Below are 14,994 nucleotides of genomic sequence, written 5' to 3' on the forward strand. Positions count from 1 at the left end.
CTAACTTAAGGATGCGTCACTATGGATAGCCCTCAACAGATTTCCCAACAACTTCAAGAAATTATTGATCAGGTGATCGCCGTGATCACCACCTACGGCCTGAACGTGTTGGGCGCAATCGCCATTTTGATCCTCGGGTGGATCGCTGCAGGCTGGGCCAAAAGTGCCGTCGCCAAGGCGCTTAACCGCGTTAAAATGGTCGATGAAATGCTTTCGAGCTTCTTTTCGTCCATGGTCAAGTACATCATTTTGGCGTTCACCGTCGTTGCCGTGCTCAATCGCTTCGGTGTAGAAACCACCAGCTTTGTTGCCGTTATTGGCGCAGCAGGCTTGGCCATCGGCTTAGCATTACAAGGTACGCTTTCTAATGTTGCGGCTGGTGTAATGTTGCTTTTATTCCGCCCATTTCGCGTTGGTCACTTTGTCGAAGGCGCTGGTTTGGCGGGCACCATCAAGGCGACAGGGCTGTTCACCACAGAAATGGCGACCGGCGACAACATCCACATCGTGGTTCCCAACTCGCAACTGTGGGGCGCGGCGATCCGCAATTTCAGCCACCATCCGGCCCGGCGCATAGACCTCACCATCGGCATCGGTTACGGCGACGACATCGACAAGGCCATGGACGCGATCAAGCACCTTGCCTCCAGCGATGAGCGCGTCTACGCGGAGCCCGCCCCCTTCGTCGAAGTGGGCAACTTGGGTGACAGCGCCGTTGAGTTGGTGGTGCGGGTATGGGCCGACAACGGCAACTATTGGCCCGTCCGGTTTGCGCTGCTCAAAGCCATCAAGCAAACCTTTGACAAAGAAGGCATCTCGTTCCCCTTCCCGCAGCGCGACGTGCATCTTCATCAGGTCTAAGTTTTAAGCGCACACATTAAAAAGGGCTCCCACGCGGGAGCCCTTTTTGTTCAGAACAGACTTAAAATCAGCCGCGTTTGCTGAGCTTGTCCAGTTGCTTTTGCAGCTGGTCGAGCTGGGCGCGCATATCGTCCACGTTGCCGTCATCTGTTGAGGGTGGTGCGGTTTTTTCGCTTGCAGAAGGCGCTTCCGCACCTACGCCACCGGATGCGGCCAGCGGATTGAACACCTTCAACGCATTTTCAAACATCGCCATGTTTTTGCGCGCCATGTCTTCAAAGGGCTTCATCGCCGGAACAGCACCCAGGGTCTTGTCCATCAATTCGCGCATGTGGTCTTGATTGCCCGAAAAGGCGTGCATGGTCTGCTCCAGATAACTGGGCACCATCGATTGCAAGCTGTCGCCGTAGAGTGCAATCAACTGACGCAAGAAGCTCAGCGGCAACAAGTTGGTGCCTTTGGCTTCTTCTTCGACAATGATATGCGTCAACACTTGACGGGTGATGTCTTCGCCGGACTTGGCGTCGTGAACGACAAAATCCACGCCATCGCGGACCATCTGCGCCAAGTGATCCAAGGTCACATAACTGCTGGTCGCGGTGTTGTACAAACGCCGATTGGCATATTTCTTAATGGTGATAGGCTCATCGCCCCGGTTGGCATCGGCCATGACCGCCCCTTTTAATTGCTAAAATCCCTGAAAACCTGCGCACACTTTGTGCGTCTGATTGTTGCAATGCAACGAAAAAATGCTGCAAGCGCCGAAGAATTTTTTGTGCAGTGCAACATTTTCATTGCGCGCGGGGCGTGTCTCCCCCTAATCTGCAGGTTCACAGGGTAATGATACAGGCTATACTAAGGCCTCCTCAGGTTTACATTCGGGAGAATAATAATTATGACCGACATCGTCATCGCCAGCGCAGCACGCACCCCCATCGGAGCCTTTTCAGGCGCGCTTTCAACTGTCCCCGCGCAAGAGCTTGGTCGCATCGTCATCAGCGAAGTCTTAAGCCGCGCGGGCGTCGCCCCCGAAGATGTCTCCGAAGTCATCATGGGTCACGTGCTTACGGCCGGGTCCGGACAGAACACCGCCCGCCAAGCCGCCGTCAACGCGGGTATCCCGGTCGAGCGCACCGCCTACACCGTCAATCAGGTGTGCGGTTCCGGTCTGCGCGCCGTGGCCTTAGGCCATCAAGACATCAAGCTTGGCGACAGCACCATCGTGGTTGCGGGCGGCATGGAAAACATGAGCCTGTCCAAGCACTGTACCTATTTGCGCACCGGCACCAAGATGGGCCCCAACGAACTGATCGACACCATGATCAAGGACGGCCTGTGGGACGTCTTCAACGACTACCACATGGGCACCACGGCAGAAAACGTGGCAGAAAAATTTGGCCTCAGCCGCGCCGCCCAAGACGCCTTCGCTGCTGGCTCGCAGCAAAAAGCCGAAGCCGCACAAAAGGCCGGTAAGTTCACCGCCGAAATCGTGCCAGTCACAATCAAGACCCGCAAGGGCGAAACCATCGTGGACACGGACGAATTCCCCCGCCACGGCACCACCGAGGAATCACTCGCGGGTCTGCGTCCGGCCTTTTCCAAGGACGGTACGATCACCGCAGGCAACGCCTCAGGCATCAACGACGGTGCCGCCGCCGTGGTGCTGATGAGCGCTGAAGAAGCCAAAAAGCGTGGCATCACACCGCTGGCTACCATCAAATCATGGGCCACGGCAGGCGTTGATCCGTCCGTCATGGGCACTGGTCCTATTCCGGCGTCGACCTTGGCACTGAAGAAGGCTGGCTGGGCGGCGTCCGATCTAGACCTGATCGAAGCCAATGAAGCGTTTGCCGCGCAGGCATGTGCTGTCAACCAGACAATGGCGTGGGACCCTGCCAAGGTCAACGTCAACGGCGGCGCCATCGCTTTGGGCCATCCGATTGGCGCCAGCGGTGCACGTGTGCTGGTCACGTTGTTGCACGAAATGAATCGCACCGGCGCGAAAAAAGGCCTCACCACACTGTGCATCGGCGGCGGCATGGGTATCGCCATGTGCGTAGAACGCACCTAAAGAAGGACGGCGTGGAACGCGCCTAAATCAAATCACGAAAACAGACACACAACAGGGTAAATTAGAGACTTCCCCAGGAGGCACAAACATATGTCACGTACAGCACTCGTCACCGGCGGAACCCGCGGTATCGGTTCAGCCATTTCCATCGCTTTAAAAGAAGCCGGTTATACCGTTTGCGCGTCCTACGCGGGCAACGATGAAGCCGCCGCGACGTTCAAAGAACTCACCGGCATTCGCGTTCACAAGTTCGACGTCAGCGATTTTAACGACTGCCACACGGCTATCTTGGAAATCGAAGGCGAAATCGGGCCCATCGATATTTTGGTCAACAACGCCGGCATCACCCGCGACACCATGTTGCACAAAATGACGTTGGAGCAATGGAACGAGGTCATCTCGACCAACCTGACGTCTTTGTTCAACACCACCAAAAACGTTATCGACGGCATGCGCGAACGCAACTTCGGGCGCATCATCAACATCAGCTCGATCAACGGGCAAAAAGGCCAGATGGGTCAAACCAACTACTCCGCCGCCAAAGCGGGTGTGATTGGCTTCACCAAAGCCTTGGCCCAAGAAGGGGCGCGCAAAGGCATTACGGTCAACTGTGTAGCGCCGGGTTACGTGGCGACGGAAATGGTCAAAGCCATCCCCGATGACGTGCTCGCCACCCAAATCCTGCCCTACATCCCCGTCGGCCGCCTGGGCGAACCCGCAGAAATCGCCCGCTGTGTGACGTTCTTGGCGTCGGAAGAAGCTGGCTTCATCACCGGCTCCACCATCACGGTCAACGGCGGTCAATACATCACGAGCTAACCTGAGAAGCAGGCCTGCCAAAACAAAGCCGCCCCAGGGAAACCTGGGGCGGCTTTTTGATTTTAACGAGGCGTCTTCGGTCTTAGTCTTCGTGGATGCTCAAAACACCATCGACGATAAAGACCAGATCGTCGGCTTTGGCTTCAACGGCTTGGCCGTTCTCCAGGGTGATGATACAGCCTTCACAGATTCCGATCAGGTCCTCTTTCGCGGCGATCTGCACAGACTGCGGCCCCGCCGACGTGGTCACGGTCAGAACGTGCCCGGCTTCATCTTGGCTCAAGACATCCGTAGCGCTGGCAAATGTCGCAGCCAAGGACATCGCGGCGGCGGACAGGGAAAATAGGTAAGTTTGGCGCAAGGTGCGCATTTTTGGTCTCCTCTGAATAAAGCACAATGCTTTACAAGGGCAATGCTGCGCCTTCTGCAAAGTTTCATCAAATGAATATAATAGATATTAAGTATTTATACAGTCGATTAGTCTGTCGGCCCTGACCCTGTCGTGTTTGCGACATGATTTCCCGTGCCCTGTCGGCTTGTCCGCAATCTGCGTCATAAATTACGCCCCAAAATCAATGCAATGCCAGAACCAGGTTGCGGCACAACCCTTGCAAGTTCACGACGGGGGATGCGCCCGCGCGTACGCCCCCCCGAACCAATGAACCAAGAGGACCGGACGGTGAGCGCAGTCGAAATTGCCCAAGGGGTGCACTGGATTGGGGCCTTAGATCCGGCCTTACGGCGCTTCGATTTGATTTTGTCCACGGCCAACGGCACCACCTAAAACAGCTATGTCGTGCGCGGTGAGACGGGCGTGGCGATTATCGACACGGTAAAGCAGGAATTCACCGAGACCTTTTTTGCCAACTTGGCCGAAGTCGCCAGCACTGACGAAATCACCGCCATCGTGCTCAATCATTTGGAGCCCGACCACACCGGGGCGCTGCCGGAACTGTTGCGCCGTGCCCCCCACGCCAAGGTCTACATTTCGTGCCGGGCACCGGGCATGTTGAAGGCTTTGTTGAAGTCGGACATGAAAAATTTCGACTATACTCCGGTTGACACCAACGACGAGTTGGACTTGGGCGGGCGCAAGCTGCGCTTTCTCAACACCCCCTATTTGCATTGGCCCGACACCCAATGCACCTGGTTGGACGACGCCCAAGTGTTGTTTCCGGGCGATCTGTTTGGTTGTCATTTTTGTGATGATCGCCTGTTCAACGATCTGGTCGGCGACTTTCGCTTTTCGTTTGAATATTACTTCGCCCACATCATGCGCCCGTTCAAAGAATACGTGCTGGAAGCCCTGGAATTGATTGAGCCCCTGGCGCCCAGTTTGGTGGCCCCCGCCCATGGTCCCATCTTGCGCGACCAGCCCACCAACTACATCCGCCGCTACCGCCAAATGTCCGAACCCCGGCTGCACAACGAGGTGAAGAGCGATGAAAAAAGTCTGCTGATTTTTTACATCAGCGCCTACGGCAGCACCGCGCGCATGGCCGAAGAAATCCGCAACGGGGCCAGTTCCGTGGCGGGCATTCGCGTATCTCTTTATGATTTGGAAGGCGGCGAAGTCGCCCCCTTTGTCAATTTGGTGGAAGAAGCCGATGGTTTGATGTTCGGCACCCCCACCATCAACGGTGATGCGGCGAAGCCCGTGTGGGATCTGTTGGCATCGCTGTGTTCCATCAAAACCCAAGGCAAAATGGGCGCCGCGTTTGGATCATACGGTTGGACCGGAGAAGCCGTAGAGATGGTCGAAGCGCGCCTGCGGGGGCTGAAAATTCGTGTCCCCCGATCCGGGCTTAAAATCAAGCTGATCCCCACCGAGGAAGAACTTGCCGAATGCCGCGCGTTCGGCCAATCGGTTGCAGAACACCTGATGGGCACCAACGTGAACACAGTGATCGACTTCAGCGACTTGTAAGACATCGCTTCCAACACCCCTCTCACCCCTTTTTCCCCTGACTATATTTACATTATTCAACATTTCAGTTACTTGGGACTCTGAACAAGTAATGGAACTGTAAATAAAATAAGAATAATTAAACAGGGGCTTCTCAAATGTCATCCAAGTTAAATGATAAACTAAGATTTAAGAACTTATCTTTAATACTTCTAAATAAGAAATTTTGGTTTACTCATTTTCTCATTGTTACAATTATAAGCGTTGCCGGATTAATTTATCTTGGCCAGGCGACGTATTCCGGTGCACCGCCACTTGTTCATTTCAAGTCATCCACAGGCGAAACCGTCATTTCCCGGCAGTTGATCAACGCAGGCGAACGGGTGTTTCACCTTCGGGGTTTGATGAGTTACGGTTCATTTTGGGGAGATGGGGCGGAACGCGGTCCGGACTTCACCGCCGATGCCCTGCACCGCATGACCGTTTCCATGAGATCGTTTTATGCCGGTGAACTGAAGGCTCAAGGAACGACACAAGACCTCGGTCAATACGACCAAGACGCCATCGCCGCCAGGGTCCGGCGCGAAGTTCACACCAACACCTGGGATGAAAGCTCCGACACAATCCTCTTGAACGAAGCGCAGATATTTGCCCTCGAAGAATTGAACCGTCACTACACCCGCATGTTCACAGATCCACACTACCCCGAGCTGTTCCAAATCGGATACATCACCGAGCCAAAAGACATCCAGGCCTTAACCGCGTTTTTCTATTGGGGGGCCTGGGTAGCCGCAGCCAACCGCCCCGGGGAGGATTACAGCTACACCCACAATTGGCCTTACGATCCAGACGCGGGCAACACCCCGACAACCGCAACCTTTATCTGGAGCGCCATGTCCATTTTGGGTCTGTTTCTGGGCATTGGCATCGTCTTGTACGTGTACGGTCAGATGAAATCGATGCACTATGATCCGTTCAACGGCAACACCGGAACGTCATTGACGACACACGATCTTGAAAACAATTACATTCGTCCAACCCAAAGGGGGACGTATAAATTTTTTGCCCTGGCGATTGTGTTGTTTGCGCTTCAAGTTCTCGCCGGCATCATCGGGGCGACGGACTTCGTGCGACCGTTTGGCCTGTTTCTCGGCGACATCATCCCGTTCACCGTTGCGCGCAGCTACCATACTTTATTTCAGATCTTTTGGTTCTTCATGTGCTGGGTTGGCTACACCATCTTTTTCCTGCCTCGCCTCTCCGAAGCGCCGCGCGGTCAGACCTTCCTGATCAACCTGTTGTTCACGTTGTGCATCATTGTCGGCGCGGGTGCATTGGTGGGTATTTATCTAGGTCAAACCGGCATATTGACCGGCGACATGGCCTATTGGCTGGGCAGTCAAGGTTGGGAGTTCATGGAATTTGGACGTCTCTTCCAGATCATCTTGCTGGTCGCCTTCACGCTATGGATTTTCATCATCTATCGCGGTGTGAAGCCGTGGCTGACGCGCAAAAATATGTGGTCCATTCCCGCTTGGCTTCTCTATGGCAGCGGCGTGATGGTGTTCTTTTTGTTCTTTGGCCTATTGGTTACCCCGGAAACGAACTTTGCCGTCGCCGATTACTGGCGGTGGATGGTCGTGCATATGTGGGTTGAGGTCACGTTCGAAGTTTTCACGACCGTGATTGTCGCGTACATCCTTGTGCAGATGAATTTGATCACGCGCGCGATGGCGGAACGGGTGGTGTTTCTGGCTGTGATGCTTTTCTTCATCACCGCCACCGTCGGCATTGCGCACAATTTTTACTGGATTGCCAAGCCCACCGGCGTCATCGCCTTTGGCAGCGTGTTTTCAACCCTTCAGGTGTTGCCCCTGCTGTTGCTGACCTTGGACGCCTGGCGCATGCGCCAGGAAAAAACTCGCGCCAACACGTTGCGCGATCAAGGCAAACAGACCATTGTGATGGATGAAGTGTGGCTGTTTATTCTCGCCGTTAATTTTTGGAATGTTTTTGGCGCGGGCGTGTTTGGCTCCGTCATCAACCTTCCCATTGTGAATTACTATGAGCACGCGACCTACCTCACAGGCAACCATGCCCACGCCGCCATGTTTGGCGTCAAAGGCAACATTGCCCTGGCGGGGTTGCTGTTTTGTTGCCAGCACATATTTGAAAAATCCAGCTGGAACGCAAAACTGATCCGTCGTTCGTTTTGGTCGTTAAACATCGGCGTCGCCATGATGATGTTTCTGGACCTTTTTCCGGTGGGCGTATACCAGTTGGTTGATGTCCTTCAAAACGGTCTCTGGCATGCGCGGTCTTACGAGATTGTTCAGGGCGACGTATTTAAGACCCTGACCTACTTCCGCTCTCTCGGCGGCGCCGTGTTTGTCATCGGCGGCGTCATTCCGCTGGTCTGGTTCATTTTGTCCCGCGGCCGCCGACTGGTGCGCGAAGTGCAAATCGAGCCCAATTCCCACACAGACTATGAAAAAGATTGGGCCGCACAAGAAGACGCGCCACACTGAAAAATGAGCCACGGAACACAAACGTTCCGTGGCTCATTTTCCAAGATTAACCGCTTGAGTGCCGATGTGCTCAGGCTTGGCCGCGAAAGACGCCTGCCAGCAAAGCGTCAAGACGCAAGATCAATTGATCCGTCATTTCAGCTTCGAAGTCCTCGCGGGTGGTGGCGCTGACCCGGCCAAAACGAAATTGCGGTCGTTGTGCCTGGACCACATAATCGCGCAACGACTGACGAATAATCTCGCGGCTTTGTTCCAGGGAAATCCCCCAGCTTTTGGCATGCCACACCAACCGTTCGTCCACGTCTTCGGTGGGGAAATGCCACAGCTTGATATCGCCAAACATTTCCGCAAAGTCTTCCGATGACAAAATTTCCAACGCTTCCAAAAGCGTCACGCGCAAAACAGATACGCCCTCAAAGCCCGCCAGATCTGCTTTCAAAACGCCGTGGCGGGTGTCTGTTTCATTTTCCAGATCGCCGACTTCTTTGCAAAATAGACCTAAGTCCGCCATACGGGTCATTTCCGTTTTGGTGACGGCCACCATATCGGCGCGGTCCAATCCGCCGCCATGCTCGACTTGGCGCACCACCACGCGGATCAAGGGGCTCAAGGTGTAACTGCCGTCTTGGCATTTTTGTGCCAAATTGGCCAACGCCGCACCCGCGCCGGTGATGCGCGGATGGTCCGGGTCGGCGGGATTGCCCCCCACCACCAACACCAACACGTTGCGGCTGGGGCCTCTGGGCGAAATGGGCGCGGGACGAATTTGGCACACGTCACGATCAAAGGTTTCATGCTTGCCGACAAATGCGCCCGAGGTCGTAGCCTTGTGATAGGCGTATTCGACGAAGCCCTGGTCCTTGTCCGTCAAATTGGGCCGCGCGCGCTGGAAAATGATGCCGGCAATATAGTGGGCAAAGTTTGCCGCTTGGTTCAGCTTCAGCGCCGAGCCCGACATCAGATAATAGGCCGCGATGGAGGCCGCAAAACTGTCGCCGCACCCGGTGTCTTCTTGAACGGTGCGATCGACTTCGATGGAGTTTTCTTGAATCAACGGTGAATAGACGAATTCCACCCGCCCACCGCGGGCCTTGCGCGCCAACGCTGCGCCCTTTGCGCCGTCGGTGATGATGACGTGGTTGGCCCCGTCTTCCAGAACCCGACGGCTGATTTCGCGGGCATACATGACGCGCAATTCCGCCGCGTCTTTGTGCTTGCGGCGCAGCGGCTCGAAGCCGAAAAACTGTGCGGCTTCGGCCAAGTTGAGGCTCACCACATCGGCAATGGAGAGAAAATGGCGATATTCGGTGTAGAGCTTTTTCAGCTGATTCCCGCCCACCAGCCAGAAAACCTTAAGCCCCTTGTCCTTGAGTTTGCGCTTCCAAATCAGATCGAACTTTTCAGAATCCGAGGGTTCTTGACCGACGAAAATAAAGTCGTCGCCGCTGCCCAAAAAGTCCTGTTCGGTCTGCCACAAATCAATGGCATCCGCATCATAGCTGGGGCCGCGTTGGGTCAAAATCAGTTTATCAAAACCTTCGCCGCGAAAGATCAGCGAGGTGCGGGATGCACCGTCGACAACTTGACCAGCAAACGAATCCGCCGCATCCGCCCAGGTCAAATAATCGACCTTGGGACGAGGCTGGGGACGCGGGCGCCCTCCACCGTCTTCGGTAACGTCGCCCAACACGTCCAAAATGATTTCAAGGTCTTTGGCCAAATTGCACAAGCCGCCGCCCAAGGTGCGCTTGAACGGCCCTGCGTCCGCATCCAAAATCACCAAGCGTTCGCCACGGGCGCGGTCCAAAATGACTTCATAGCCATCGTCGTTGGCGGTGCGCTGCACACCGTCCACCGCGACTTTCACGGCGTCGGGTGAGCGTTCACGCAGACCTTCCAAGGTGGTGCGCAAATTATCAGACATGTTGCCCGCAAACAAATCGATGGTTTGCGAACGCACCAACGAAATCAGCACCCGTTCCGCAGCGCTGTTGACTTGCGCGATGGCCGCTTTGCGGGCGTCTGGGTTTGCGTTGTGCGATTTGTGTGCGGTCATAAAGTTTCCCCCTTTAACACCGAGGCGCCGCCCTGAATTCAAGCGGCGCCCGTAACTTGAGTAGGGGGCATCCTATGCGCAACGATGGGCAATGTCATGCCTCAAAGCAGCACAAAAACGACCTTATGCCGTCAGGGTTTTGAGGGCCGAAGTGAGGGCTGCATCCAAATCCACGTTGGTGAGCTTTTGGTGCTCCACATCAAAATTGTCATAAAAGCTGGGAATGGACAGGCTGGCTTTCACGTCTGCGGCAAAAAACGTAGCCGACTTGGTTGCCGCGTCCAACACGCTCGCGGCACCGCCCGGCCCTGGAGAAGCGGCTAAAAACACCGTGGGCTTGTGGGCGTAAACATCGCGTTTGATGCGCGAGCTCCAATCAAACAGGTTTTTGTAGGCCGCCGTGTACGAGCCGTTGTGTTCGGCGAACGAAATCACCAAGCCATCGCTGGCGGAAATTTTATCCAAAAAGGCTTTTGCCAGTTCAGGCTGGCCCAATTCGGCTTCTTTGTCTTCGCTGAACAAGGGCAATTCAAAATCGTTGAGGTCCAAGACCTCTACCGTCGCGCCGCCCATTTTTTGCGCGGCGTAGGCCACCAACTGTTTGTTGATGGATTTTGTGCTGTTGGTGGCGGCAAAGGCGATGATGTTCATGATGTGGCTCCTAACCTGAAACTGCTGGGGTTAAGAGCAACTGTAATTGTTATCTGCGCACACCATAATCTGGCAAATATGAAAATTTCAGTTTCGAATACGGATACAATATATTTATCCGGGTTCGAATCCAGGCGGTGCCAGTTCAAATCGGGCGAAGTCGAACGCGGGGGCCACTTGGCAGCCCACCAAAGTCCAATCGCCCAAGGGTTTTGCCGCTTGCCATGCGTTCACAGGGACGATGGCCTGGGGGCGCTGTCCGGCTTGTAAATCCAGGCCCAAAACGTGTGTTTCCAGCTCGGTACCCTCGGCGTGAATGGAAAGCTCCAACGCCGCGCCCCCGTGCCAGCACCAAATTTCAACCGCGTCTTGAACCCGGTGCCAGTGCGACACTTCTCCCGCTTTGAGCAAGAAGTAGATGGTCGTGACTTGGCCGCGGCCCCCATCGGGGCCGTCGGCACGGTAAATTTCTTTAAAGTGCCCGCCTTCGGGGTGGGGCTCTAGGCCCAAAGTGGTGATCACCTCATCGGCGTCGAGGCCCGGAAACGCACGCATAGGCTTAGGCGTCTTTCGGCGGGGCGGTGTCGGTTATGAACGGCTCGGCGGCAACGCTGTCCATCCATTTGGACAGGTGCGGACGTCCACCGCGAATGCCTTCGACGATATTGCGAAACTCCAGCCAGCCAACGGCAGCGGCCACGGCCAAAATACCGATGTGGCGGTGCGCGCCAAACTCAGGCACGACCTTTTCGATGGCGTCCAGCCCGGCATTGATTTTGCCCGTCTGAGCGGCAATCCATCCCGGGGAGCGATGCTCTTCGCGGCGCTTGTTTTCCATAAAAATCAAAATTCCGGCGTCCGTCACGCCATCGGCCAACGCTTCCAGGCACAGGGCTTGCCAGCGGGCCTCTCCCGCAGACGGGATGACCTTTTGTTCATCGCCGTGACTGGCAATATAGGCGCTGATGACCGGTGAATCGATCAACACCGTGCCGTCGTCACGTTCCAACGCCGGGACCTTGCTGAGCGGATTGATCTCTAAATAGGTCTCCGTCTTGTAATCAATTTCGGTGACGGCAACCCGGTCAGAAACGCCGGCGACAATCGCCGCCATCCGGCATTTGCGGCCAAACGGCGAGGTGAGAGAGGTGAACAGCTTCATCAAAAATGGTCCTTTCGCTGGCGGATTTCCGCGAAAACGTCTACCGCATCGCGGTCGCTCATGCCCACTATGGCTTTGAATTCAGGCTGATCGCAACGCAAAAATGGGTTGCACTTGAGTTCTTCTTCAAGGGTCGACGGAACACTCGACAAGCCTTGTTGGCGCATGCGCAGCACCGCATCAGCGCGGTCTTGCAAATCCGCATTGTCGGGATCAACGCTCAGTGCAAAGTCGGCGTTGGCGTTGGTGTATTCATGGGCGCAGTAAACTCGGGTGGCGGGGGGCAGAGTGCGCAGCTTTTGCAGGCTGTCCCACATCTGCTTGGCCGTGCCGCCCAGCAAGCGGCCACAACCCAGCGAAAACAGCGTATCGCCGACAAACACCGCCTCTGCACCTGCAAAGTGATAGGCGATGTGGTGGGCGGTGTGGCCGGGAACGTCCAGAACCTTGGCCTCAAACCCGCCCACTTGAACGCTGTCGCCTTGTGCAACGCCATGGTGACAATGAGGGATGTTCGCCTGATCGTCTTTACTGCCATAAACTTCGGCGCCAAAGGCCGCTACGATTTCATCGATGCCGCCAATGTGATCGAAATGCGGATGGGTGACCAAGATGTGACTGATGGTCCAGCCCACCGCGCGAGCCGCGTCAATCACCGGGGCCGCGACCGCGGGATCGACGCAGGCCGTTTGACCGGAAGAACCGTCGTGGATCAGATACACATAATTGTCATTGAGAACTGGAATTTGCCGAATTTCGAGACCGCTCATGGGGGATTTACCTCTTCGCGTTGTCGCAGATCGTGGGCGAAAAGTGACCGTATCACGCTCCCGGCACGCCTGCACCCGTGTTTTCACTTTTTGCCGGGCACGATAGGCTCTAGACTGCGCGCATGTGGATGGACGCCGTTGATCTCAGAGAATTTTACGCCACCCCCACCGGGCGGGTGGCGCAGCGCGTCGTACGTCAAAATCTGCGTCAAATGTGGCCCGATGTAACGGGGATGAATATGTTGGGCATCGGCTACACCACGCCGTACTTAGGCCTGTTTCGCCCCGAAGCCAGCCGCACCCTGGCAGCCATGCCGGCCCGCCAAGGGGTTTTGCATTGGCCACCGGGAGAACCGGGGCTCACGGCCCTGGTCAATGAACGGGAATTGCCGTTCGCCGATTTGTCCATGGACCGGATTTTGCTGATCCATGCGGTGGAATCATCTGAGCGGTTACGCTCGATGTTACGCGAAGTGTGGCGGGTGTTGTCCGACAGCGGACGGGTGATCATCGTTGCGCCCAATCGCCGCGGCCTTTGGGCGCGCTTGGAGCTTAGCCCCTTCGCCCACGGTCAGCCCTATTCACCGACCCAGCTTTCTCGGCTGCTTCGCGACAACATGTTTACGCCGATTCAATCCCAGGTGGGACTCTACGTACCGCCGTCGCGCGCGCGTCTGATGCTCAGCGCCGCGCCTGCGTGGGAACAAATCGGTCGCCGCCTGTTTCCGGCGTTTGGCGGCGTGGTGATGGTCGAAGCGGGCAAGGAAATCTATGCGGGCCAACTCACCGAAAAACGCGCCACCCGACGCGCCTTCGCCTTCGCCCCACCCGGCAAAGGCACCAATCGGGCACATCGAAAAAGCGATTAAGTTAAAGCACACCATGTCTTTTTTCCAGGCTCTTTCGGGATGAAAGCAGTCTATACTCATGCCATTGATGAGGCAGGCCTTTAGCCAAGGCAACCTTTGGTTAATCTTTAACGTGATTTGGTCAAATGACTTCGCCAGGACCTTGTTAACACTTGTGGATTTCGGTATTATTGTTTCAACCGGACTTTTTTCAAATACAGGAGTTTACACGATGCATGTCTCGGAAGTGCTCAGAAAAAAGGGCGGCCTGTTCACCATCAAACCGGACGCCACAGTCGGCGAAGCTGTGAGACGTCTCAAATACCACAAGATCAGCGCCCTGCCGGTGAGTGAGACGGAAGGTTCGATCACAGGATTGATCACCGAGCGGGATATCATGCACGCCATCGCGGCGCACGGTCCGGATGCTTTAGACATGTCGATTGAGCAGTTCATGAGCCAATCCGTTTTCTACTGCGCTCCGGAAGACACCCTGAAACAGATCACGCAGATCATGGTTCTCAACCATGCCCGACACCTCCTGGTGGCCACAGACGGCAAAATCGTGGGGATCATCAGCAAGGGCGACATCCTGAGAAATCAACTCGATGAGAGCGAGCTCGAGGTCAATGTTATGCGCGATTGCGTGCGTCTCATGTCTTTGCGTCCATAGACAAGCCATTTTTAAAGATCCGCAGAGAGTCCAAAAAGGCCCTCGAAACATTCTGTTCTCAATCAATTTCTGACCAAGGTTTTGTGGCAACGCCTTTAATACCCATATGCTTTTTATGGGCTTGTCGTCGCTGGATTTAGCGCTATGATCCCCACCATAAAAAGACTGCAGTCGCCCGAGGCGATTGCCTGTCGGGTCTATGTGGGAGACTTTGATTGACGTCGCGTTCTGGCATAAATCGCCATACACGTCAGGGTCTGGGTTGGCGAAAATGGAGTGGAAATATCGCATTATGGGCGATGGTGCTTCAGATTATCGCCCCCTTACTGCTGTCTGGAGCAAACGCAGCCAACCTTGACGCTGGCCTGAAGCAATTCAATGCGATTTGTACGGCGAATGGGATTGTCTATCTCCAGTTCGGGGATGAAGACGATCCAGAAGTTCCCGTTTCGACCGATTGCCCGTTTTGCCAGCTTCATGCGCTGAGCGCCTTGGCTTTGCCGAGCGAACAGCTCTTGGCATTTGGTGTCAAAGCCAACACACATTTCCCGGTCCCGACATCACAGCGTTTTGTTCCTCCGGCGCATTTGACGGATGGTGACCCGACGCGTGGGCCGCCGGCTTAATCCTCTCTCCCCAATCTCAAACA

15 protein-coding genes are annotated in these 14,994 nt (G+C 55.4%); 8 read left to right on the forward strand and 7 right to left on the reverse strand.

From position 1 onward, the window contains the following. The first annotated feature begins 21 nt into the window (after positions 1-21). The gene (locus BEN30_RS00205; RefSeq protein ID WP_069956325.1) at positions 22-861 is read left to right on the forward strand and encodes a mechanosensitive ion channel family protein; all 840 of its coding nucleotides are present in this window, start codon (positions 22-24) and stop codon (positions 859-861) included. 67 nt (positions 862-928) lie between these two features. Here the strand turns inward: BEN30_RS00205 and phaR are convergent, their stop codons facing one another. Continuing rightward, positions 929-1,531, reverse strand: a complete 603-nt coding sequence (gene phaR / locus BEN30_RS00210) for a polyhydroxyalkanoate synthesis repressor PhaR (protein ID WP_069956326.1) — start codon at positions 1,529-1,531, stop codon at positions 929-931. Positions 1,532-1,756: 225 nt separating this feature from the next. On the opposite strand from phaR, the gene BEN30_RS00215 reads away from it, so the two are divergent. After that, positions 1,757-2,932, forward strand: coding sequence for an acetyl-CoA C-acetyltransferase (locus BEN30_RS00215; protein WP_069956327.1), 1,176 nt, complete (start codon positions 1,757-1,759; stop codon positions 2,930-2,932). Positions 2,933-3,022: 90 nt separating this feature from the next. Continuing rightward, positions 3,023-3,751, forward strand: a complete 729-nt coding sequence (phbB, locus tag BEN30_RS00220) for an acetoacetyl-CoA reductase (RefSeq protein WP_069956328.1) — start codon at positions 3,023-3,025, stop codon at positions 3,749-3,751. Positions 3,752-3,833: 82 nt separating this feature from the next. Here phbB and BEN30_RS00225 read toward each other — a convergent pair whose 3' ends face one another. Continuing rightward, the gene (locus tag BEN30_RS00225) at positions 3,834-4,121 is read right to left on the reverse strand and encodes a hypothetical protein (RefSeq protein ID WP_069956329.1); all 288 of its coding nucleotides are present in this window, start codon (positions 4,119-4,121) and stop codon (positions 3,834-3,836) included. A 426-nt stretch (positions 4,122-4,547) separates the two neighbouring features. Between BEN30_RS00225 and BEN30_RS00230 the strand changes: the two genes are divergently transcribed. Both BEN30_RS00230 and BEN30_RS00235 read left to right on the forward strand, forming a co-directional pair. Continuing rightward, positions 4,548-5,678, forward strand: coding sequence for an FprA family A-type flavoprotein (locus BEN30_RS00230; protein ID WP_211563216.1), 1,131 nt, complete (start codon positions 4,548-4,550; stop codon positions 5,676-5,678). A gap of 137 nt (positions 5,679-5,815) precedes the next feature. After that, on the forward strand, positions 5,816-8,185 hold the full coding sequence (locus BEN30_RS00235; protein WP_069956330.1) for a nitric-oxide reductase large subunit: 2,370 nt from the start codon (positions 5,816-5,818) through the stop codon (positions 8,183-8,185). A gap of 70 nt (positions 8,186-8,255) precedes the next feature. Here BEN30_RS00235 and BEN30_RS00240 read toward each other — a convergent pair whose 3' ends face one another. The 5 genes from BEN30_RS00240 to gloB form a co-directional block, all read right to left on the reverse strand. After that, the gene (locus tag BEN30_RS00240; RefSeq protein WP_069956331.1) at positions 8,256-10,241 is read right to left on the reverse strand and encodes a carbohydrate kinase family protein; all 1,986 of its coding nucleotides are present in this window, start codon (positions 10,239-10,241) and stop codon (positions 8,256-8,258) included. 123 nt (positions 10,242-10,364) lie between these two features. Next, entirely contained in the window at positions 10,365-10,892 is a 528-nt protein-coding gene (locus BEN30_RS00245) for an NADPH-dependent FMN reductase (RefSeq protein WP_069956332.1), read from the reverse strand. Between the two features lie 114 nt (positions 10,893-11,006). Beyond that, positions 11,007-11,447, reverse strand: coding sequence for a cupin domain-containing protein (locus BEN30_RS00250; protein ID WP_069956333.1), 441 nt, complete (start codon positions 11,445-11,447; stop codon positions 11,007-11,009). Between the two features lie 4 nt (positions 11,448-11,451). Further along, complete coding sequence (locus BEN30_RS00255; protein WP_069956334.1) at positions 11,452-12,054, reverse strand: glutathione S-transferase N-terminal domain-containing protein; 603 nt, start codon at positions 12,052-12,054, stop codon at positions 11,452-11,454. Further along, the gene (gene gloB / locus BEN30_RS00260) at positions 12,054-12,824 is read right to left on the reverse strand and encodes a hydroxyacylglutathione hydrolase (RefSeq protein WP_069956335.1); all 771 of its coding nucleotides are present in this window, start codon (positions 12,822-12,824) and stop codon (positions 12,054-12,056) included. The genes BEN30_RS00255 and gloB overlap by 1 nt, the downstream gene beginning before the upstream one ends. A gap of 128 nt (positions 12,825-12,952) precedes the next feature. Between gloB and BEN30_RS00265 the strand changes: the two genes are divergently transcribed. The 3 genes from BEN30_RS00265 to BEN30_RS00275 all read left to right on the forward strand — a co-directional run bounded on the left by BEN30_RS00265 (position 12,953) and on the right by BEN30_RS00275 (position 14,971). Further along, positions 12,953-13,693: a class I SAM-dependent methyltransferase gene (locus tag BEN30_RS00265; protein ID WP_245648943.1), complete on the forward strand. Its 741-nt coding sequence runs from the start codon at positions 12,953-12,955 to the stop codon at positions 13,691-13,693. A 154-nt stretch (positions 13,694-13,847) separates the two neighbouring features. Beyond that, the gene (locus BEN30_RS00270; protein WP_170826912.1) at positions 13,848-14,345 is read left to right on the forward strand and encodes a CBS domain-containing protein; all 498 of its coding nucleotides are present in this window, start codon (positions 13,848-13,850) and stop codon (positions 14,343-14,345) included. Between the two features lie 215 nt (positions 14,346-14,560). After that, positions 14,561-14,971 carry a DUF2946 domain-containing protein gene (locus BEN30_RS00275; RefSeq protein WP_139134775.1) on the forward strand — a complete coding sequence of 137 codons (411 nt, stop codon included), beginning with the start codon at positions 14,561-14,563 and terminating at the stop codon, positions 14,969-14,971. Positions 14,972-14,994: the final 23 nt, after the last annotated feature.

It is taken from the genome of Magnetovibrio blakemorei (assembly GCF_001746755.1).
Classification (GTDB): Bacteria; Pseudomonadota; Alphaproteobacteria; order Rhodospirillales; family Magnetovibrionaceae; genus Magnetovibrio; species Magnetovibrio blakemorei.